18 protein-coding genes and 1 tRNA gene are annotated in these 20605 nt (G+C 53.9%); 10 read left to right on the forward strand and 9 right to left on the reverse strand.

Annotated features, from left to right (window positions below; translation table 11 throughout):
- Positions 1-38: 38 nt before the first annotated feature.
- Both Q674_RS24550 and Q674_RS24555 read right to left on the reverse strand, forming a co-directional pair.
- On the reverse strand, positions 39-1406 hold the full coding sequence (locus tag Q674_RS24550) for a TrkH family potassium uptake protein (RefSeq protein WP_031209753.1): 1368 nt from the start codon (positions 1404-1406) through the stop codon (positions 39-41).
- The gene (locus tag Q674_RS24555) at positions 1403-2056 is read right to left on the reverse strand and encodes a potassium channel family protein (protein WP_022992340.1); all 654 of its coding nucleotides are present in this window, start codon (positions 2054-2056) and stop codon (positions 1403-1405) included. The genes Q674_RS24550 and Q674_RS24555 overlap by 4 nt, the downstream gene beginning before the upstream one ends.
- Before the next feature lie 525 nt (positions 2057-2581).
- Between Q674_RS24555 and Q674_RS24565 the strand changes: the two genes are divergently transcribed.
- Positions 2582-4039, forward strand: coding sequence for a TrkH family potassium uptake protein (locus Q674_RS24565; protein ID WP_023008060.1), 1458 nt, complete (start codon positions 2582-2584; stop codon positions 4037-4039).
- 173 nt (positions 4040-4212) lie between these two features.
- Here the strand turns inward: Q674_RS24565 and Q674_RS24570 are convergent, their stop codons facing one another.
- Entirely contained in the window at positions 4213-4428 is a 216-nt protein-coding gene (locus Q674_RS24570; RefSeq protein ID WP_023008061.1) for an MbcA/ParS/Xre antitoxin family protein, read from the reverse strand.
- A 133-nt stretch (positions 4429-4561) separates the two neighbouring features.
- On the opposite strand from Q674_RS24570, the gene Q674_RS24575 reads away from it, so the two are divergent.
- Together Q674_RS24575 and Q674_RS24580 are read left to right on the forward strand one after the other, a co-directional pair.
- Positions 4562-4816 (forward strand): hypothetical protein, encoded by a 255-nt coding sequence (locus Q674_RS24575; RefSeq protein ID WP_023008062.1) that lies wholly within the window; start codon positions 4562-4564, stop codon positions 4814-4816.
- Positions 4817-4829: 13 nt separating this feature from the next.
- On the forward strand, positions 4830-5045 hold the full coding sequence (locus tag Q674_RS24580) for a hypothetical protein (RefSeq protein WP_023008063.1): 216 nt from the start codon (positions 4830-4832) through the stop codon (positions 5043-5045).
- 67 nt (positions 5046-5112) lie between these two features.
- Here the strand turns inward: Q674_RS24580 and Q674_RS24585 are convergent, their stop codons facing one another.
- From Q674_RS24585 to Q674_RS24595, 3 genes are read right to left on the reverse strand one after another with little or no spacing between them, the layout of a single operon-like run.
- Positions 5113-5346, reverse strand: a complete 234-nt coding sequence (locus tag Q674_RS24585; protein WP_023008064.1) for an antitoxin Xre/MbcA/ParS toxin-binding domain-containing protein — start codon at positions 5344-5346, stop codon at positions 5113-5115.
- 46 nt (positions 5347-5392) lie between these two features.
- Positions 5393-5752: a hypothetical protein gene (locus Q674_RS24590; RefSeq protein WP_023008065.1), complete on the reverse strand. Its 360-nt coding sequence runs from the start codon at positions 5750-5752 to the stop codon at positions 5393-5395.
- The gene (locus Q674_RS24595; protein WP_023008066.1) at positions 5742-6770 is read right to left on the reverse strand and encodes an integrase domain-containing protein; all 1029 of its coding nucleotides are present in this window, start codon (positions 6768-6770) and stop codon (positions 5742-5744) included. The genes Q674_RS24590 and Q674_RS24595 overlap by 11 nt, the downstream gene beginning before the upstream one ends.
- A gap of 1104 nt (positions 6771-7874) precedes the next feature.
- Here Q674_RS24595 and Q674_RS24600 point away from each other — a divergent pair.
- The 6 genes from Q674_RS24600 to Q674_RS24620 all read left to right on the forward strand — a co-directional run bounded on the left by Q674_RS24600 (position 7875) and on the right by Q674_RS24620 (position 16845).
- Entirely contained in the window at positions 7875-9599 is a 1725-nt protein-coding gene (locus Q674_RS24600) for a type I restriction-modification system subunit M (protein WP_023008067.1), read from the forward strand.
- Positions 9592-10866: a restriction endonuclease subunit S gene (locus Q674_RS40660; RefSeq protein ID WP_023008068.1), complete on the forward strand. Its 1275-nt coding sequence runs from the start codon at positions 9592-9594 to the stop codon at positions 10864-10866. The genes Q674_RS24600 and Q674_RS40660 overlap by 8 nt, the downstream gene beginning before the upstream one ends.
- A 499-nt stretch (positions 10867-11365) precedes the next feature.
- Positions 11366-12457: a helix-turn-helix domain-containing protein gene (locus Q674_RS24605; RefSeq protein WP_023008069.1), complete on the forward strand. Its 1092-nt coding sequence runs from the start codon at positions 11366-11368 to the stop codon at positions 12455-12457.
- A complete protein-coding gene (locus tag Q674_RS24610) occupies positions 12432-12926 on the forward strand; it encodes a hypothetical protein (RefSeq protein ID WP_023008070.1) in 495 nt (164 codons plus the stop codon). Before Q674_RS24605 ends, Q674_RS24610 begins: the two co-directional genes overlap by 26 nt.
- An 89-nt stretch (positions 12927-13015) precedes the next feature.
- Positions 13016-16129, forward strand: coding sequence for a type I restriction endonuclease subunit R (locus Q674_RS24615; RefSeq protein ID WP_031209762.1), 3114 nt, complete (start codon positions 13016-13018; stop codon positions 16127-16129).
- On the forward strand, positions 16126-16845 hold the full coding sequence (locus Q674_RS24620) for a M48 family metallopeptidase (RefSeq protein WP_023008072.1): 720 nt from the start codon (positions 16126-16128) through the stop codon (positions 16843-16845). Before Q674_RS24615 ends, Q674_RS24620 begins: the two co-directional genes overlap by 4 nt.
- Before the next feature lie 67 nt (positions 16846-16912).
- On the opposite strand, the gene Q674_RS24625 is transcribed toward Q674_RS24620, so the two are convergent.
- The 3 genes from Q674_RS24625 to Q674_RS24635 all read right to left on the reverse strand — a co-directional run bounded on the left by Q674_RS24625 (position 16913) and on the right by Q674_RS24635 (position 18795).
- Complete coding sequence (locus Q674_RS24625) at positions 16913-17131, reverse strand: helix-turn-helix transcriptional regulator (RefSeq protein WP_022991843.1); 219 nt, start codon at positions 17129-17131, stop codon at positions 16913-16915.
- Positions 17132-17242: 111 nt separating this feature from the next.
- Positions 17243-18547 (reverse strand): tyrosine-type recombinase/integrase, encoded by a 1305-nt coding sequence (locus Q674_RS24630; RefSeq protein WP_023008073.1) that lies wholly within the window; start codon positions 18545-18547, stop codon positions 17243-17245.
- A 174-nt stretch (positions 18548-18721) separates the two neighbouring features.
- Positions 18722-18795: transfer RNA gene (locus Q674_RS24635), tRNA-Gly, on the reverse strand.
- Positions 18796-18867: 72 nt separating this feature from the next.
- Between Q674_RS24635 and Q674_RS24640 the strand changes: the two genes are divergently transcribed.
- Positions 18868-20580: a potassium/proton antiporter gene (locus Q674_RS24640; protein ID WP_023008074.1), complete on the forward strand. Its 1713-nt coding sequence runs from the start codon at positions 18868-18870 to the stop codon at positions 20578-20580.
- Positions 20581-20605 lie beyond the last annotated feature (25 nt).

A 20605-nucleotide genomic window follows, 5' to 3' on the forward strand; every position in this document is an offset into this window, starting at 1 on the left:
CCCCAACGATAGTGAGGCGGTGGCTGCCTGATACTTGGTCATCCCACAGGGAATTCTGTTTTCGCGTAGCGGACGCGGGATTTGCGACGGACCGTCAGGGTATATCCCAGGGTAAGAGGCCCCAGACGGCCAATCAGCATGGTCGCCATGATAATCAGCTGGCCAGCGGTACCCAGCTCGCCCGTCGTACCCCGCGAAAGACCAACGGTGCCGAACGCGGAAACCACCTCAAACGCGATGTCCAGAAACTCATCCTCAACCAGGATGCTCAGTGAAATGACGCCCAGGAAGACCACCGCCATCCCGATGGTCGCTGTGGCGAGGGCCTTGAGCACCGTCTCGCTACTCAGGGAGCGTTTGAAAAAGCTCACGTTCAGATTTCCCCGCAAAAACGAACGGGTTGCGGCAAGCATAATGACGAATGTCGAGATTTTGATACCACTGGATGTGGAGTTCGGGGCACCACCGATGAACATTAGAAGCAGCATCAGCACACTGCTGCCGGCGGTTAACGATCCAATATCGAGGGTGTTGAAACCTGCGGTTCGTGGTGTCACGCCCTGAAACCAGGCAGCCAGGAGCTTGTCCCAGAAACTATCCAGTGCGCCAAGAGTCGCTGGATTGCCAAATTCCAGGATGAGGATGGCGCCGGTAGCGAACAGGTTCAGCAGTAGGGTGGCCAAAAGGATGACTTTGACGTAAACCGACAACCTCGACCAACATCGCTTATCAAAAAGCTCCATGATGACGATGTAACCCAGGCCACCTGTGATAAACAGGGCCGTGACGGACAGACTGATGCCCGGATGGTCAACGTAGGCGGAAAGGCTATCTGGTGAAAGAGCGAAGCCGGCATTGTTAAACGCTGAAATCGTGTAGAACAAGGCCTGGTAGAGACCCTCCCACCACCCCAACTCCGGGACAAAAAACACGCCGAGTAACACAACGCCAATAGCTTCTGCCGTTAAGGCGAATACGGCTATCGACCCGCTGGCTCGCCTCGCTGTCTGAAGCGAGATCTCATTAAAGGCTTCCTGCGCAACCAATTGATGCTTCAGTCGGAGCTTGAAGCCCAGGGCAAGGGCCGTGAGCACCGCGAACGTCATCAATCCTAGCCCGCCCAATTGAATTAAGGTCAGAATCACTAACTGTCCAAACAGGGTGTATTGACTCCCGGTGTCCACTACCACGAGACCGGTGACTGTGACTGCCGAGGTTGCGGTAAAGGCCGCCTCCATCCAGGTCACCGGCTCAACAGTCGCAAAGGGCAACTTGAGCAGGCAGGCGCCAAGAACTATGAGAACCAGAAACGACTCAAGCAGGAGTCTCGGTGGGTTCATACTTCCTTTTGCGGAAGGCTCGCCTCTGGCACCGTGGGAAACCAGATCCAGAAAATGGATTTTCATAGGCGGTTAACCAGATCCCTCAAGTCTTCAAGCTGGCCACCGAGGACAATCCTGTCGCCTTTTCGGATCTTCCAGGTGTGGTCCGGGTGGGGGTGCGCTTCCTTCATGCGCTTCACTACCAGTGCTTCAACTGGTTCGCCGTTGATCACCTCTCCGATGGTCTTGTCAACAAGGTCTTCTGTGGTGTGAAAATCCACGATGAAATAGTCATCGTCCAGGCCCAGGTAATCATGCACCATCGGATAATTCAGTTCCTGGGAAATCCGGACACCCATCTCAAATTCCGGTGCAATGATTCGGGTCGCCCCAAGCCTTTCCAGAATGCGATGGTGCTGGTTTGTGAGCGCCTTGGCCCAGACTTTCTTTACCCCAAGTTCTCGGAGTTGCAGCGTGGCGAGCATCGTAGCTTCGACGTTCCTACCTATGGCCACTACAGCGGTATCGTAACTGCCGGCGTTCAGTTCAATGAGCGAGTTTTCGTCTGTGACGTCCGCGATCACTGCATGAGTGATTTCATCAGCCAGTCGGTCAACTCGTTGTTCGTCCGAATCAATACCCAGCACCTCGTGGCCGAGGCGAGTTAATTCACGTGCGATCGTTGCCCCAAACACACCAAGGCCAATGACAATGAACTGTTGTTTTTCAATCATGGGTGCGATTCCGGTGTCGGTTACTGACTGGCTGAAGAAATCTTCTCATACACCTGTGATTGCGGTGCCCTCACTGCCGTAAAAATACCGTAAAAATTCGTTCTGCACCGTCCTAATTCCACCTCGAATATGATCTCCTTACGCCGTCTGATGCAAATTTGGTCGAGAGCAGGGCTTGTCGGCAATGGGATTCTATCGATTGAAACCGGGATTTCTGGGCCATGCCGTGATTGCGCTGGCTTGGCTCGGTTTTTTGGCTATAGCGAACAGACAGGCTTCCCAGCCAGTGGCGTCGATATTTCCTTATCTGGCACCCGTCGTCTTTTTTGCATGGGTATACAATGCAAGATGGGGATTCTTGTTGGCAGGCATTGCCACTCTTGCTGCACTTCCAGGTGATTATGTTGAAACTCATACCAGAGCGGAGCTGCTCTACGCAGGGTTTTCAACTTATGCGCAACTGACGGGAGCCGTAATTGGCTGCATGTTGGCGAAAATCATACGTGAACGGTCTGGGCGATCCTGATGATGGCTCTGTTTAATATCCTTCCTGTTATACAAATACTTGGCTTTCTGCTGATTCTCCTAAGTTTTTTGATGACCCTGCCTGTAAACCTGCTGATGTTCGGCGACACACCGGATTGGCTGGCTTTCGTGAAATCCGCAAGTATTTGTTTTGGCGTAGGACTGGTCTGCTTCTTCAGTGCTGGTCGAAAGCGATATGCGTTGAAACAGAGGCAGATGTTCATCCTCACCGTTTCCGCCTGGGTGTTCATTCCGTTATTTTCCAGCCTTCCGTTGCTGCTGAGCGATCTCAAACTTAGCGTGACGGACGCTTTTTTCGAAAGTATTTCCGGGGTAACAACCACCGGCTCCACAGTTATGAGTGGTCTCGATAACCTCCCGGGGGACATCTTGCTGTGGCGGTCGATCATGCAATGGATGGGCGGCATTGGAATCATCGGCATGGCGGTGGCAATCCTGCCATTCCTCAGGATTGGTGGTATGCGCCTTTTTGCCACTGAATCGTCCGAGTGGACAGAGAAGGCGGTGCCGCGCACCAATCGTTTAGCCCGTGGACTGGTGTTCAGTTACCTCGCACTGACGCTTGGTTGCATCCTGACCTACTGGGCATTGGGGATGGACCTTTTCAACGCGGTAAATCATGCCCTGACTACAGTTTCTACGGGAGGCTACTCAACGTCAGACAGCTCGATGGGTCAGTTTGACCAGCTCTCCATTCTTTTCGCATCAAGCCTCTTCATGATGCTGGGGGGCATACCGTTCTTTCTCTTCGTCAGGTTACTGAATGGCCAGGTTCAACCCATACTGAGAGACCAACAGATCCGCTTTTTCCTTAAGTTCCTTTTGTTGATCGCATGCCTGATTACCATTTATAGAGTGGTGAATGAGGGGGCGTTTCCGGTCGATGCCTTCGTTCATGCTTTGTTTAACGTGACATCGGTAGTCACAACTACCGGTTATGCATCTCAGGACTATTCGCTCTGGGGCCCCTTCGTGGTGGTACTGTTTTTCTTTCTTACATTCGTGGGAGGGTGTTCTGGCTCTACCAGTGGTGGCATGAAGATGTTTCGTTTTCAGCTGTCCATGCTGCTGTTACGTGAGCAAGTACTCCGGCTGCTACATCCGAACGCAGTAATTGCGAGACACTACAACGGACGAATCATCAGCGATGAAATCGTAGCGTCCAGTGTTGCCTTTTCATTCATCTTTCTTGCGACACTTGCTGTCGTCGCTGCCATCCTTGCTGCGCTGGGCCTCGACCTTGTGACGAGTTTGACCGGAGCCGCTACAGCATTGGCGAATGTTGGGCCTGGCCTGGGCGACACTATTGGTCCCGCTGGTAATTTTCAAACCTTGCCGGACGGAGCTAAATGGGTATTGATGGCGGCGATGTTGCTGGGGAGATTGGAGTTACTCAGTGTCTTTGTGATGTTCTCGCCTCATTTTTGGCGTAGCTAAGAGACTGACACATTCGAAATGGCCCTTCGAACAAGCCCCGCATCAAGGCAGAATTGGTAGCGGAGTAACTGTTAGAAGCTACCGTCATCGCCGATGGTCACGACAGTACCCAAGGTTCGCTTTTGTTTAGGAAGCCCATCTTTGAGACTGGTCAAAGCTCGAATAATCATGTTCTATGAAACAGCTCCCTCTTGCCATTTTTTAATCACGTTCCTCAGTTTTAAGAGCCCCGCCTCGGTGTCCATCAGCGTAACCGGCGCTTGATTGCCTATAGCCCGGATCGGAGATGACAGCCATAGTTCAGCTGTCACTCTATCGTCTTCGAAAAGCTCCAGGACCTCACAATAGACCTGCTCCCTCAGCTCGGCCACAGCCCGCGCGTCACTCATGTCAATACTCCTGTAGTAATCAACTAATCCCCGACAAGTTGGTTGGCTCTTGGCCAATTGCTTGGTCAAACACTGTGATCGTGTATTGTGGAATTCGACCGGTCAAAAATCTAATTCCACAAGAGATTTATCTATGAAGAACGTACTCGACCAAATCAGTTCATTGCTCAAAGAAGCGCTGGCTGTCGCAGAAACTCTCGATGACTTCAAAGGGAGCACAGCGACACTGGATTTGTCCTGTTTCGACGGCAGCACCGCCACTATCACCGAAACGCTCGACAACCTGTGCGATGACACCGACAACTCAGGATCGTCTATCACGCGCACGCCACCCAAAAAGTCATCGGTGGATCAACTTGGCGATATCAAAACGAACACCTGGTTCTGAAGGAAAACTGACTATGAAATCAATTACCGAAGCAAAGCGGCTCGCTGCCGCACTCTCAGCAGAATTCGGCTGTGGCGACCTGCACATCAATGTCCAAATGCACCGCGGCGACAGCTGGATCAGCATTGATATGTACCAGAACTCGGACGAACCTGAACGGCTTCTGGCCACTCTGGATTTCGATACCGGCGCGCGTTTGCTGGTGGATGAGTCAACCACACTGCACTAATAACTATGGAGCCGCCCCGGTCACACCCTCAATGACCGGGGCTCTTTGCCAAGAAAAACTCTCACATCTACGGAACTATGCCCAGCTGGATTTGCTGTATATAACGCTGCAGCCGAACAATGTCCGCTTGAGTCTTCAGCAAACATTCCGGCGCGACATTGCCCAAAAACAGCCGGGGGTGCCCTATCCAGTCCCGGGCCACAGCTTCGTCTCCTTCGAATAGTTCAAGCACGTCCTGCCAGGCTGCCTGTTTCAGCTGTAGCAGTTCCTGGTCGTGAGTCTCACTGTCATGTACCGGCATTGTGGGAACCTCTCCAATTCTGCATTTCCATCCGATCCCTCATCTGCTAACGGTAGAACTTTTTCGACTGTTTAACACCGATTTTCGTTGGACGGCCTCCTTGCTCCGTCGAAGTCTTTCCACCGAGAGCGCCCATCCACGTTTCTGGGCGTCCTGTCGCTCTGATAATCAGTCCAAGTGCACGCATATATTCGCTTTTTGTTGCGTCAGACGACGAATGGGCTGGCAGCCAAACATTCCGAAAGAACTGACAATTTTTCAACTTAATCTGCTCTGGCCGGGTTACGTGAGGGAATTGCGCCTCAATTACCGAAACAATCCGGATCATCCGGTTGATGTACCGTTTCCGCTCCGTTTCACTGAGTGCACTGAAATCCAATCGCCGCAAAATGTTGTCAAGCTGCATCGCGCGTTCCTCCCACATAAGAACTGGCTACTGACACTCTGTTGTGGCCCAGCTGCCTGGCCACTTCCTCCCTGGCAAGCCGGTCCATGATTTTGTCTCGAATTGGCTCTTTCAGCGGCGACGGCCCGCCCATTACTTCCTCGTAGATATCCTGGGCAAAACCCGCCCTGAGTTCCATGAAGTGAGGAATTCCGGATGACTGCAAAAACTGCCGGCATGGATTTACGTCGTTCAGCAAAAACGACTTTACCGTGTCGGTTTTCGACAACAGATTTCGGGATCCTTCCGGTCGAACCTCGATGGCATATCGCAACGCTTCCATTCGAAATTCATTCGCCTTGATGGTGCGGTCTTTCGAACGCCTTCCACCTTTGCAGCCTTCAAGAATCGTAGCTTCACCGGTGGCCTCGATTTCCCGCTTCATGCGATCAAGATCTTGAAGGATGCACTCTCTAACTCGCATACCCCAAGCACGAGCCAATAGAATCACGGCAGCACCAAGCTCGTATCCAGCGGCGATTGCCACGTTGGCTGCGTATCTGGCATCCAACACGTCTGCCTTAATTTCGTTGGTCCGAACCGATTTCCTGCAAACCCCTAGAACTTCCCTCGCGGATACTTTCAGAGCGTCATCACAACGAAATGCGCGCATGATGGTGTTAACCGTGCTGATGGCATTGTGTGCGTATGCGACGCTGATTTGCTCATCGACATCCCCATCAGGCCACTCGTAGTCACCATTCAATCGGGCTTTGATGTAGGCCCCGAATTGAAGGATCAATTCCCGATCGATTTTCCTAGCATCGTTCATCCGACAGCGTTTGCAGTAGCGCACAAATACAGCAGAGCGGCGTTTGTGGGTTGCTCGGGTGTTGAAGTGGCTGTCTGAACCGTAGTGCTGGTCCAACGCCCTATGAATAGCCTCGCTCAGTTTTTTGCCACAGCTGTAATTCCGCCTGTACGCCGGTTTTTTCCGCTTGGCAGAGCGGCGGCCTCTTTTGACAGATTTGTTGCTCATTCCATCCTCCGTTCTGTTGAAAAATCATGAATACAGAGTGCGTGGCCGACCATGCGGAATCTGGGGCTAAGAGCGGGTCCCCACGCTGATGCTCCGCCCCGTAGTCCGCATTAAGTGTGACTGTGCCAAAGCTTTGAAGGCGCCTTGACGGTGGGAGCATCCATCGTGCTGCTGTATCAGCACGTTTGCGTCTCGATTGCGAGCCGTGAACACGAGATCGAGAATCGACAGCGTGTACGGGGAGCGGCATCTCGTAATCAGCGAGATATCGCAACGGAGGGTTTGCCGAACGGCGGTGGGATGACCGGGGAGGCGAGCAGCCAACGATGATGCGCTGGTAACGGTCCTTGTTGCTCAGTTGCGGAGTTAACGTAGACCGTTTCCGCAATTTTCGGTCAGTGATCAGGCTTGCAACTTACTGATATCATTTTATTTGCAAGTCTCTTTCCTATATCCATCTCACTATGTAAACAGCAGCACTGCTGAGTGGTTAGCAGATCGGTTTTTGTGTTGGCGTTGATAGACGCACGTGCGGGAGTTGCTGGCGTGGCCAGCAGTTTTGGGTTGGATCTCGGAGATCCATTGAGGAGGGTGATCACGGGGGTCATTTCTGGGTCCGGCGAAGCCGGTTGTAAATGCTGATTATTTAAAATGCCCAGCTAGCACCCCTCGTAGTCCAAAAATGGAAGTGAGGATTTGATGATAAGTCTGGCGCATTGCTCTGAAGAGCTCAACGCGTGAAAACGCGAATTTTCCACGTAAACTCAAGAATATCCCACACCCAGAGTCCCGGCTTGCTCCCAAAGAAGAAGGGTCTAGCAAGAAAGGTGAGCACGGCAAGTGGACCCGAAGTGTACTCGAAATGGACTTACGCAAATTGCGCCGCAGCACGACCTTACAAAAAAGCGGCTCTAAGTGCCTTTGGAGTCCAGTTGGAGTCCACTGCGGCCGAATGAGCTCTTGGTATCCGGCGATGCACATTGCCGGCACAGGCCCTGGTCGATAAACTCAAACCCGTTTTCACCCGCATGGGGCCAAACTGATTGTTGCCCGTCCGTGTTCAGCACACGCCCCATGCTCATTGCAGTAGATGGAAGCCATTGAATGAGCCACAACATCACCCTTCAGCAACTTGAATCCTTCCTGTGGGAAGCCGCCGACATTCTGCGCGGCAACATGGACGCCTCTGAATACAAGCACTACATCTTCGGAATGATGTTCCTCAAGCGCCTGTCGGATGCGTTCGAAGAAGCACAGGAAGGCGTTGTCCGGTATTACATGGACAAGGGCAGGACCGAAGACCAAGCCCGTGAGCTGGCGGACGATGAAGACGAATACGACAAGACCTTCTATATACCACCCATTGCCCGCTGGGGTGCTATCAAAGACCTGAAGCACGACATTGGCTCTGAACTGAACACTGCTACCGAAGCCATTGAGGAATACAACCCCGTTCTGGAAGGGGTGCTGGTGTCCATCGACTTCAACATCAAGAACAAGCTGTCGGACAAAAAGCTGCGTGACCTACTCAGCCACTTCAGCCGCTACCGTCTGCGCAATGAAGACTTCGAACGTCCGGACCTGCTGGGCACCGCCTACGAGTACCTGATCAAGATGTTCGCGGACAGCGCCGGTAAAAAAGGCGGTGAGTTCTACACCCCGTCTGAAGTGGTGCAGCTGCTGGTTGCCCTGCTGAAACCCCATGCCGGGATGCGTATATATGACCCCACTGCCGGTTCTGGCGGTATGCTGGTACAGACCCGGAACCATCTTGCAGCCCACGGAGAAAACCCGTCCAACTTGTCCCTATTCGGTCAGGAGATGAACCTGAACACCTGGGCAATCTGCAAGATGAACATGTTCCTGCACGGGGTCTACAGTGCGGACATTCGCAAGGGTGACACCCTGCGCGAACCCCAGCACACCCAGCACGGGGAACTGATGACCTTTGACCGGGTAATTGCCAATCCGCCTTTCAGCCTGAAGAAGTGGGGCAAAGACGAAGCGGACAGCGATTCCTACGGTCGCTTCCCCTATGGAACACCGCCCAAGGATGCCGGTGACCTGGCGTTCGTCCAGCACATGATTGCCAGCCTGAACGCCGAAGGCATGATGGGCGTGGTCATGCCCCACGGTGTGCTGTTCCGGGGTTCCAGCGAAAAAGCCATTCGCCAGGGCATTCTGAACGATGACCTGCTGGAAGCCGTGGTTGGCTTACCGGCTGCCCTGTTCTACGGCACCGGTATTCCCGCCTGCTTGTTGATCATCAACAAGAACAAACCGGCAGACCGTAGGGGCAAGGTGCTGTTCATCAACAGCGAACTGGAATACGAAGAAGGTAAGAACCAGAACAAACTCCGCCAGCAGGACATTGAAAAGATCGTCCAGACCTTCAACGACTACGCTGAAATCAAACGCTATTCAAAAGTCGTCACTCTGGCTGAAATTTCCGAAAACGATTACAACCTGAACATCCGCCGCTACGCCGACACCAGCCCGCCCCCGGAAATCTTCGACGTGCGCGCCATCCTGCACGGTGGCATCCCGGTGCGGGAAGTGGAAAGCGAGTACATCCGGGAAGAGATTCTGGAAGACTTCGATGTGTCCACGGTGTTTGTGAAGCGGGATGCGGACTACTACGACTTCAAGCCAGAGATTGATACCAAAGAAGCCATTCGGGAAGCGCTCAGAGATGTGGATGCCAAGGTTGTCACCCAGCTGGAACGCTGGTGGGATAAGTATCGGGTATCACTGAACGAACTGGACGCACAGGTGACTGAAGCAGAAAGCGTGATGAATGGTTATTTGAAGGAGTTGGGGTATGAGTAAGGCTGCCGCCGACAATTGGAAGGAGGTTGCGCTTGGTGAACATGCCCATATAAAAGCCCGCATTGGGTGGCGGGGGCTTAGTAGCAATGAGTATACAGAGTCGGGTGCCTACCTCATCGCGGGTACGCACATCAAAGGTGCCAGAATAGATTGGGAAAAATGTGATCACATTGATGACTTCCGTTATGAAGAGTCCCCGGAAATACAACTAAGAGAACACGATGTCGTCATTTCCAAAGATGGAACCATCGGTAGGTTAGGCTATGTGGAAAACATGCCTGGGCGGGCCACTATCAACGGGACGATGATGCTAATTCGCCCCGAGAAAATGTTCTATTCCAAATTTATTTACTTCTATCTTCAGGGCGACAAATTTCAAAAGATCATCAAGGAAAAAATCTCAGGGAGCTCAGTACCCCATATTTTCCAGCGAGATATGGTGACGCTCCTAGTCCCGCATCCTCCACTCCCCGAACAACAAAAAATCGCAGCCATCCTGTCATCCGTCGATGACGTGATCGAAAAAACACGCGCACAGATCGACAAACTGAAAGACCTGAAAACCGGCATGATGCAGGAGTTGTTGACCAAAGGAATTGGTCATACGGAGTTCAAAGATTCGCCGGTGGGGTGGATACCTGCGTCGTGGGACGTTCGTTACATTTCTGACTTATGCAGTAACATCGTCGATTGCGTGAACAAAACTGCTCCAGTTGTAGACCACGTTACACCGTACAGAATGATTCGCACGACAAACGTTCGTAACGGACGAATTGTGATGGATGGGATGCGCTACGTTAGCCAAAAGACGTTCAAGTCTTGGAGCAGACGTCTTGCACTTAAGGCGGGCGATTTGATCTTTACCAGAGAAGCACCCGTTGGTGAGTGTGGGCTAGTCAGGGATGCTAAGGGGTTATTTCTTGGGCAGCGTACAATGGTTTACCGGGCAGCGTCTGAGAAGCTGGACTCAGGCTTTCTGCTCTGGTCCATGCTTAGCGAATACTGTCAGAATCAGATTGAAGACTTGAGCGGTGGTAGCACCACACCACATTTAAGGGTGCCCGATTGCGGGAAAATTCTGCTTAAAGTCCCTCCGTTGGCTGAGCAGCGAGGAATCAGCAGTGCAATCCAGTCAGTAGCAACATTGTTGGAGGAAAGGGAAACAAAGGTTGCTCACCTGACAGGACTGAAAAAAGCCCTCATGCAGGACCTGTTAACTGGCAAGGTCAGAGTCAACGTCGGCGAGAACGAAACAGCAGTCGCATGAAATTCGGCGGGGACAACCGTCCCCGCCGTTCCATCACCGCTTCTTACGAACCTTGATCGGAAAGACCTTGCCCTTCTTCGGGCGGATGATCTTTCCGTTCTTACGGATGTAAGGGCGGAAAATAATCTCATAGTCGTCTTTGCGAGCCATGGGACCATCTCCTGCAATTACCACGGCCTTGGAAACTTCGCAAAGTTGACGTGCTGCGCGGTGAGGTCTACTCTTTCGTGCGCAATATGCGATTGCAACCTGCCAAGAGAACAGGGCCGCCATGCTGAGTCCTGCTCTTTTGCGTCCTCCCGGTTCGGGCCCCCACCCGAGCCGGGTATCTTTCCAGAGAAAGCCCTTCAGACTCTCCTGCTACTCCGCCACTTCAAGTTTGAGACGAAAAACACTACATCTTGTGTGTTTGTGTAACCAATCTACCTATCAGGTTGACACTCGTCAAGCATAAACTAAAATCGTCAACCAATAGTTGTCAACGTTAAGGAAGAGAGCCATGTTGCATGATCGGTTGCGTCGTGCACGAGTCCTGAAAAATATGTCCCTGCAGCAGGTCGCCGACCAGATGGGGGACATCACCAAACAGGCTCTGTCGAAATATGAGCAGGGTAAGGATGCGCCCAATTCAACTCGCTTGATTCAGCTGGCGGATGTGCTGGGCGTGAATCCTGAATACTTCTTCCGCTCGGATTCCGTCGAACTGGGCGAGGTGGATTTTCGAAAGCATTCGGCGTTCGGTAAGAAGCATCAGGAAGCGGTTAAAGAACAGGTTCGAGAGCACCTGGAGCGCTACCTGGCTGCCGAACGTCTGTTTGATAACGAAAATGACGATAACGGTTTCGCCCAGTGGCGGGAACATTTTCGGGTGTCGAACACCGACGAGATCGAAAAGGCAGCCGAAGACCTGCGGAAAGCTTGGCACCTGGGTACCAATCCGATTGCCAACCTCACCGAGACTCTGGAAGAGAACGGCATCAAGGTTGTCGGTCTTGAGGCCCATGAGAAGTTCGATGGTTTGTGCGCGGTGGTCAATGATGGCGCTGATGCAGTTATCGTCAGCAACACCTCTCGCCCGGGAGAACGGCAACGGTTCAATCTGGCCCACGAACTCGGTCATCTGGTGATGAACATTCCCGATGACATTCATGGCACTCGCGAAGAAGAAAACTGGTGCCACCGTTTTGCCGGTGCGTTTCTATTTCCTGCTAGCCAGGTTCGGGCGACTTTTGGCCAATATCGAAGCCGCGTATTGCTCGAAGAGTTCCTGCTTGCCAAAGAGGAATGGGGTATTTCCATTCAAGCTATACTTCGGCGTCTCTATGACTTGGGCATTATTCAGCAGGGTTTTTACCAAAGCACTTTCCGGTTCTGGTCGTCCCAGGGTTATCGAAAAAACGAGCCAAGAGATCTGGAGCCGGAAAAAACCTATCGCCTGCGCCAACTCGTTTACAGGGCGCTGGCTGAGGGGCTTGTAACTCCATCCAGAGCGGCGGAATTACTGGGTGTCGGTCTGGGAGAGATCGAGGATGTGATGGCTAACGGACAAGCAGGTGACGGCGCCGATGCCCACGAAAATTCTCGTTTCTGATACCAACATCTGGATCGACCTGCACCACAGTAACCTGCTGGAAAACGTCTTTCAGTTGCCACACCAGTTCGTCACCACGGATTTTGTGTGGCGGGAGCTTCGGAAACCACCCGGGGCGCAACTGCAAGACATGGGACTCGTCATCGAAGCGATCAGCGGTGATGAAACCCTGGAGTTGTTTGGTCTAAAGCAGACGCTGAATAACTCCTCGCTGGCGGATGTGTCCTGCTACTTCATGGCCAGGGAGCGGGGCTGGACTTTGTTGACTAATGATGGCGCTCTCCGTAAATCCGGCCGACGCGCCTCGTTGGATGTTCGAGGCGTGCTCTGGATATTGGATGAACTGGAACACCACCGGGTTCTACCACCCACGGAGCTGTTCACCGCATTAACGGCAATGCTCAAGGCCGGGGCCCGCTTGCCTGAGGACGAATGTGATAAGCGCCTGGCCCGATGGCGGGCCGGCTGACATCCAATTTTTCCCTTCAAACTGCTAATCTAGGTTAATACCAATTAGTTGCCTCTCGCAGCAGGCACATGCTTACCAGGGAGCTTTCCTTGTTTCAGGATGAAGTCGAAAAGGTTGAACTGCCCGCCATCGAACAACTAACACGCCTTGGCTGGAATTATTTACCGGGATCGGCGTTGGTGCCGACAGCCGCAGGTTCAGAGTCAGGTGAACGGGGCTACTACCGGGATGTGGTGCTGTCCAAACGGCTGGAAGCTGCCGTGGTCCGGCTGAACCCATGGATCAGTGACGAGAACCTGCGCAAAGTCATCCGCGAGTTCACCCACCCCAACCACGCGGGGTTGATGGAATACAACCAGTCCATCTACGACCTGCTGGTGAACTACCTGTCGGTGGAGCAGGACCTCGGTGCCGGTCGAAAGGGGCAGACGGTCAAGATCATCGACTTCGACAATCCCGACAACAATGAATTCCTTTGCACCAATCAGTTCAAAGTTGAAGGCATCAACCAGAACATCATCCCCGATATTGTTTGCTTCGTGAACGGCTTGCCGCTGGCGGTGATTGAGTGCAAATCGCCATATACTGCCGACGCGGTCGCCGAAGGCATCAACCAACTGCGCCGGTACGCCAACCTGCGTTCGCCGGAAGACGATGAAGGTGCCCAAAAGCTGTTCTGGTACAACCAGCTGATGGTCTCTACCTGCCGCGATCAGGCGAAGGTGGGCACAATCAGCTCCAGTGCGCAGCATTACGGGGACTGGAAGGATGCTTACCCGTTCACGGATGCGGATATTCAGGCGACGGTGCAACAGCCAGCCTTCATCTCTACAGGCTCGACAGCATCCAGCCACAAGACGGGAGACGTGCCCTCACCGGAGTACCTGGTTGCCGCTAAACAGGTCGCTTCAGGTGCCGGAACCCGTTCAGGCGAAGTCACCCCACAACAGCGGTTGCTTGCTGGCATGTTTAACCCAGCCAGCTTCCTGGACCTGATGCGGAACTTCACCCTGTTTGAGCCGGTAGACGGTCGCCTAATAAAGAAGGTAGCGCGGTATCAGCAGTACCGGGCAGTGAACAAGGCCCTAGAACGCCTCAAGAACGGCACCACGCGCAAGGAAAAGTCCGGGGTAGTCTGGCATACCCAAGGCTCCGGCAAGTCCCTGACGATGGTTATGCTGGCGGTGAAGATGCGCCGTGACCCGGAGCTGAAGCAGTACAAGCTGGTGTTCGTCACCGACCGCACCCAGCTGGACGGGCAGCTATCGAAAACCTTCCGGGATGCGCAGAACGAAACCATTTATAACGCCGGATCAGTAGCGGACCTGAAGGAACTGCTCTCCAAAGATTCTTCCGACATTGTGACCGCCATGGTGCAGAAGTTTCAGGAAGCGGAACAGGAAGGCGATTTCACCGACCTGAACCCCAGCGACAAGATCATCGTGCTCGCGGATGAAGCCCACCGCACCCAGTTTGGCGGGCTGGCAATGACCATCAATACCGCCCTGCCCAACGCCCCGAAGATCGGTTTTACCGGCACTCCCCTGCTGAAATCCCAGAAGATGGACACAGCCTTCGGCGGCTACATCGACAAGTACAAAATCAACGAAGCAGTGGATGACGGTGCCACGGTACGCATCATCTACGAAGGTCGCCAGGTTCAGAGCGATGTAGTGGGCGACTCCCTGGACGCGCTGTTTGAAGAATATTTCAAAGACAAAAGCGACGACGAAAAGCGGGAAATCAAAAAGAAATACGGTGTGGAACGCGCAGTACGGGAAGCCCCTGCACGTATTCGCTGGGTGTGTATCGACCTGCTGAAGCATTACCGGGAAAAGATTCAGCCCAACGGCTTCAAAGCCATGATTGTGGTGGGCAGCCGCCATGCTGCCACGGTGTTCAAGAAGACCTTGGACGACCTGGAAGCGCCCCCTTCCGAAGTGATCATTTCCGGCACCCACAACGACCCGGCATACCTGAGCCAATACACCGACACCGCACACCAGAAGCAGGTAATCAAGAACTTCACCAAACCGATGGATGAAGACCCCACCAGCTTCCTGATCGTGAAGGATATGTTGCTGACTGGCTTCGATGCGCCCATTGCACAGGTGATGTATATCGATCGGAGCCTGAAAGACCATACCTTGATGCAGGCAATCGCACGGGTGAACCGAACCTATAAAGGTAAAGCCTGCGGTTACGTGGTGGATTACTACGGGCTGTCAGACTACCTGACCGACGCGCTGAAGCAGTTCAGCAGTGAGGACGTAGAAGGCGCCTACCACACCCTGAAAGACGAGATACCGCGCCTGAAATCGGCTCACACCCGTGTGGCTGCCATCTTTGTCGGGGTGAAAGGTACAGACGTGGATGATTACGTGCTGCACCTGAAAGATGAAGACACCCGCCAGCAGTTCGAACTGGCGTTCAGGAAGTTCGCCAAGCAGATGGAGGTGATCCTGCCGGACACCGCCGCCAAGCCGTTCATTCCGGACCTGAAGTTGTGGGGTAAGGTGCAGAACGCCGCCCGTAACCGCTACCGGGACCCCGGACTGAACATTAGCGATGCTGGGGCGAAAGTCCGCCAGCTGGTGGACGAACACATCATCAGCACCGGGGTAGACCCGAAGATTCCACCCGTGGACCTGATGGCAGCGAACTTCAAGGAGACGGTGGAGCAGATCAAATCCCCCGAATCCCGCGCCTCCGAAATCGAAAGCGCCATCAAACACCACATTACGGTGAACCTGGACGAAGACCCGGAATACTACAAGTCCCTGAGCCTTCGACTGCGGGACATAATCGAAAAGACGGCGGGCAAGTGGGACCAGCAGCTGGAACTGCTGCTTCAGATGGTCGATAGCATGGAGTCCGAACACAAACAGGCGGCGGACGATCTGGGGCTGAGCGAAACCGAATTCGCGTTCTACAACATCCTGATGGCGGAAGTGACCAGCCATGCCGGTGAAGATGCCATCAGCGAAGCCGTACACGACGAGATCAAGGCAACCAGCCAGGACCTGGTGGGCATGTTCGATGAAGCCACCCAGATTGTGGACTTCTTCAGCAAACCGGACGAAGTGAAGCGGATGAAGAAAGAAATCAAACGGGCGGTTCTGGATTGTTCGTTTGGTGAAAAAGCACTGGTCAACGTGGTTCAGGATCGGTTCATGGAACTGGCACAGAACAAGTTCAAATGATGGCAGCTGCACATAAACCAGAATACCGGGATGCCCACGGCTTCATTGCTGAAGTCATCCGCACCAACCGCCGCAAGTCTGCGGATATTCGGGTGGAAGACGGTGCCGTGTCTGTGGTGGTGCCCGTGAACACCCCTGCCGAAAAGATCGACCAGTTACTGGCAGCCAAACGCCGCTGGATCAAGGAGAAGATCACCCTGCACCAGGAAATGACACCCGCCAGCAGCAAACGCTATGTGTCTGGCGAAGCCTTCAGTTATCTGGGGCGCAACTATCGGCTAAAGTTAGAAACAGGCAACTTCGCGCCTGTGAAGCTGTTGAACGGACGATTGGTGGTCACCGTACCCAACGGCACCGAACAACCCCACATGGTCCGCAATGCCCTTGTACGCTGGTACAAACGGAAGGCTGAACAGAAGCTGACCGAGAAGGTGAACCGCTTCGTGCCCATGGTTGGCGTAGAGCCTGCCGGAGTTGGCATCCGCACCTTCAAATCCCGCTGGGGCAGCTGCACTACCAAGGGCAAGCTAGAATTTAACTGGCAGATTATGATGGCACCTAACCGGATGGTGGATTACGTGGTGATTCACGAACTCTGCCACCTGATACGCCATGACCATTCCCCGGAGTTCTGGCGGGAGATGGCGCGGGTGATGCCGGATTACCCTGAGCGCAGGGATTGGTTACGAACTCATGCTGCCAAGCTCCTGATGTAGCATTTGCCTGTCGAACTTCGACACTGATACAACCCAAGAGAGGTGTGACTATCCAAAGCGAACTCAATCAACGCTTTTCATCCCGAGCTGTAATCCGGTCAATCAGCCAGCAACGAACCTCCTCATACACATAAAAGGCTGGAGCCTGCTGAGAACTGCCATCCTTGATCGGCCTAGGAAAGGTGGGATCACGCTTCTTCAGCTCATAGAACCCACTGCTGGAGAGATCGAGCATTTCCATCAAGGTTTTCTGGCGGATAAGGATTTTCTGGATTTTCTTGGCCATGGGTGCCGCTCCTGAATTTGTTAAGAACGACACCTATACTATTGCCGGATTCGGTGGCCGTGTGGCGTCTAATTTCAATAAATTTGAAATAAGACCCGGGTGAGCCGATTTTCAAGCAGCAACCTGTTGGCCGGATTCGACCGGCCGATACCGGATCATTGCCTCGACAACACGCTGCTCAAATTTCTTTTTCTGCTTTTCAGTCAACCCTTTCCTTAGCGCGTCCAGATAATCGGCATACCATTGCATCATCACCCGGCGGGCTTCCAGATACGCGGCTTGGTTATAGACACCGGCAACACCCGGCATCCTGTGAGAGAGCTGGGCTTCAATGTGGTAATGGTGCCAGCCATGCTCATGCAGAAGGGTAGAAGCGGTGTGCCGCGAACCGTGGCCGGTCAATCGCCCCTTATAACCGATGCCCCGTAGCATCTTGTTAATCGAATCTGTGGGCATGGTCGGATTCTTTGGCCCGATACTTGGAAACAGGTACCGGGACCGACCGGTCATTTCTTTGAGTTTTTTCAGCAAAGCCACGAGTTGAACCGGAAGGGGAACAATGTGCTGAGTCCTGTTTTTCATATTCCCCTCGGGCACAACCCACAACGCCAGATCCAGATTTACATGCGTCCACTCCGCCTTGACGACCATCCCAGGACGCGATGCTGTGAAAAGCGTCATTTTCATAGCAATCACGGTCTGTGTCCGGGAGGTGGAGGATTCCACGGCTCTCAGAAAATCTGGCAGCTCAGGCTCTAATAAATGAGGGAAAGGAGTTTTTCCACCTCTTCGCTTGGCGATATACCTTAGTTCAGACGCGGGATTGGTCTCGCAGATTCCGCGCCCGATGGCGTAACGGAAGATCTGGTTCAGCGCCTGACGAACCTTCTTGCTTTTATCGAAGCTCTGGCTGAGCTCGATCTTGTGCTGCAGGTCGGCACACTGTTTTGGCGTAATCTGCTTGACCGGAATGTTTCCAAGTTCAGGCAGGATGTCATTGTCCAGATATCCACGCATCTGTTTGGCAGTACTTTTGGCATAACCATCATCGAGTTTCTTGTTGTACCAGTATTCACAAGACTCCGAGAAGGGATGTTCAATTAGCGCCTTTCTGGTTGCTTCCTCAGCACGGCGAACTTCCCGAGGATCCTTCCCGTCCGATACCTGTGCCTGAATGAGATCGGCCTGTTTTCGGGCAAACTTGGCGCTAACAGCCGGGTAACCACCAACACCCAGCCAGCTCCACTTACCATCAGGCCTTTTAAATCTGACCTCCCAGCGCTTAGAGCCATTAGCAGCCACGGTAAAATGCAGCTGGTTCGGCCCATCTTTGATCCTGTAGAGTTTATCTTCAGGCTCCAGGCTCCGCAGGACTGTCTCAGCCAGCGGGGTCCGTTTGATTTCTTTGCGCTTCATTCCGGTTTCCGTTTGTATAGCTCAGTTCGCCTTTGAAATTACCATACAAGCCGCTATACACAACGGGACCCGAGGTACAAGGATATACACGGGCGTATAAAGACATTAAGCTTACTTAAGCGATTGAAAAAACGGAGTTTTAAGGAGGTGTCAGGATGTGTGCGGGTATCGGTTTGGAGCGGGCGATGGGAATCGAACCCACGTCGTAGGCTTGGGAAGCCTCTGCTCTACCATTGAGCTACGCCCGCCTGCATAATGATTGCCACAGCAATATAAGCCCGGGCCCTGCGTTCGGGCAAGCCCCTTTGGTCTGGAGTCTGATGGATCCCACACTTACCCTGATTGGCGCCTTGATGCTGGTGATCAGCATCGTTCTCAGCCCGCTTTCCAGCCGCGTTGGCATGCCCGTGCTGCTGATCTTCCTGGTCGTGGGCATGATGATGGGGGAAGACGGCCCGGGTGGTATCGAATTCGACAACTTCGAGCTGGCCTTCCTGATCGCCAATCTGGCGCTGGGTGTGATTCTGCTGGATGGCGGCATGCGTACCCGGGTGGAAACGTTCCGGGTAGGTCTGCGGCCGGCACTGGTACTGGCCACCCTTGGCGTTGGCCTGACCGCCGGTGGCGCCGCACTGGTTGCCTGGTGGGTGTTCGACCTGCACTGGCTGATGGCTTTGTTGGTCGGCGCCATTATTTCCTCCACCGATGCCGCCGCCGTCTTCTCACTACTCCAGGGCCGGGGCCTGCATCTGAACGAGCGGGTCAGCGCCACGCTGGAAATCGAATCCGGCAGTAACGACCCCATGGCCATTTTCCTGACTCTGCTGCTGGTTACCCTGATTGGCAGTTACGAAGAGGGGGCATTGGCCAAAGGCCTGATGATGCTGGTACAGCAGTTCGGCATCGGCACGGTGGCCGGCCTCCTTGGTGGCTTTGCCGTGGTTCAGCTGGTCAACCGAATACGACTGACCCCGTCGCTTTACCCGCTGCTGGTAGCCGCTGCCGGCATCGCCGTGTTCTCCTCAACCAACGCCATCGGCGGCAGTGGCTTTCTGGCGATTTACCTCACCGGGGTGGTGATTGGTAACCGGCATGTTCGGATGATGCCGATGATTCTTCAGGTGCATGATGGCCTGGCCTGGTTGGCACAGCTTTGCCTGTTCCTGATGCTGGGCCTGCTGGTTAATCCATCGGATCTGGTGCCGCTGGCCGGTGGCGGTCTGATTCTGGCACTGGCGCTGATTTTCGTGATCCGGCCGGCCACCGTGCTACTCACGCTTTGGCCTTTCGCATTCAATCGGCGGGAACTGGGATTCATCAGCTGGGTGGGCCTGCGTGGCGCCGTGCCGATCGTGCTCGCCCTGTTCCCGATTATTGCAGACCTTCCGGATGCCCAACTGGTGTTCCATGCCGCTTTCTTTATTGTGCTGGTATCCCTGCTGGTTCAGGGCACCACCATGGCACCACTGGCCCGCAAACTGAAACTGGAAGTGCCTGCGGGAGAGGATCCATACCGCCGGCTGCCATTGGACGTGCCCGCCGCCGGTGACCACGAACTGATGCTGTTTCCGCTGCGCGGCAAGAACTGGGAAAGCCCCCGAGCCCTCGGCCAACTCCGGCTTCCCGACAACACCGCCGTTGCCGGTATTTTCCGGGATCGAACATGCCTGCAACCAACCCGGGAGCTGGAGGTCTATTCTGGCGATGTGGTCGCCATGTTCGCCACACCAGCGTTGCTGCCGGATCTGGGTAAAGCCTTGAGCGGCCGCCAGGCGCCGAAGCATCTGGCTGAGCGGGCATTCTTCGGGGATTTTGTGCTCAATGGCGATGCCCTGCTGGGTGATGTTGAACAGGTGTACGGCATTGAGTTTGATGAGCTGCCACCGGAACTCTCCCTGGCTGAGTGTTTTGCCAGGCGCACCAAGGGCCATCCGGTGGTCGGTGACAAGGTGGTGCTGGGCCCGGTTACCCTGGTCGCCAGGGCAACTGACGCTGACCGGGTCACCAAAGTAGGCATGAAAATGGATTCCTGAACGGGATCCCGGTCAAGAAAAGCCA

The organism is Marinobacter sp. EVN1 (assembly GCF_000475375.1).
Taxonomy (GTDB): domain Bacteria; phylum Pseudomonadota; class Gammaproteobacteria; order Pseudomonadales; family Oleiphilaceae; genus Marinobacter; species Marinobacter nauticus.

Coding starts and splice junctions, on each gene's coding strand:
- Q674_RS24550 (WP_031209753.1), bottom strand. CDS start 1,406: ATGAAAATCCATTTTCTGGATCTGGTTTCCCACGGTGCCAGAGGCGAG.
- Q674_RS24555 (WP_022992340.1), bottom strand. CDS start 2,056: ATGATTGAAAAACAACAGTTCATTGTCATTGGCCTTGGTGTGTTTGGG.
- Q674_RS24565 (WP_023008060.1), top strand. CDS start 2,582: ATGATGGCTCTGTTTAATATCCTTCCTGTTATACAAATACTTGGCTTT.
- Q674_RS24570 (WP_023008061.1), bottom strand. CDS start 4,428: ATGAGTGACGCGCGGGCTGTGGCCGAGCTGAGGGAGCAGGTCTATTGT.
- Q674_RS24575 (WP_023008062.1), top strand. CDS start 4,562: ATGAAGAACGTACTCGACCAAATCAGTTCATTGCTCAAAGAAGCGCTG.
- Q674_RS24580 (WP_023008063.1), top strand. CDS start 4,830: ATGAAATCAATTACCGAAGCAAAGCGGCTCGCTGCCGCACTCTCAGCA.
- Q674_RS24585 (WP_023008064.1), bottom strand. CDS start 5,346: ATGCCGGTACATGACAGTGAGACTCACGACCAGGAACTGCTACAGCTG.
- Q674_RS24590 (WP_023008065.1), bottom strand. CDS start 5,752: ATGCAGCTTGACAACATTTTGCGGCGATTGGATTTCAGTGCACTCAGT.
- Q674_RS24595 (WP_023008066.1), bottom strand. CDS start 6,770: ATGAGCAACAAATCTGTCAAAAGAGGCCGCCGCTCTGCCAAGCGGAAA.
- Q674_RS24600 (WP_023008067.1), top strand. CDS start 7,875: ATGAGCCACAACATCACCCTTCAGCAACTTGAATCCTTCCTGTGGGAA.
- Q674_RS40660 (WP_023008068.1), top strand. CDS start 9,592: ATGAGTAAGGCTGCCGCCGACAATTGGAAGGAGGTTGCGCTTGGTGAA.
- Q674_RS24605 (WP_023008069.1), top strand. CDS start 11,366: ATGTTGCATGATCGGTTGCGTCGTGCACGAGTCCTGAAAAATATGTCC.
- Q674_RS24610 (WP_023008070.1), top strand. CDS start 12,432: ATGCCCACGAAAATTCTCGTTTCTGATACCAACATCTGGATCGACCTG.
- Q674_RS24620 (WP_023008072.1), top strand. CDS start 16,126: ATGATGGCAGCTGCACATAAACCAGAATACCGGGATGCCCACGGCTTC.
- Q674_RS24625 (WP_022991843.1), bottom strand. CDS start 17,131: ATGGCCAAGAAAATCCAGAAAATCCTTATCCGCCAGAAAACCTTGATG.
- Q674_RS24630 (WP_023008073.1), bottom strand. CDS start 18,547: ATGAAGCGCAAAGAAATCAAACGGACCCCGCTGGCTGAGACAGTCCTG.
- Q674_RS24640 (WP_023008074.1), top strand. CDS start 18,868: ATGGATCCCACACTTACCCTGATTGGCGCCTTGATGCTGGTGATCAGC.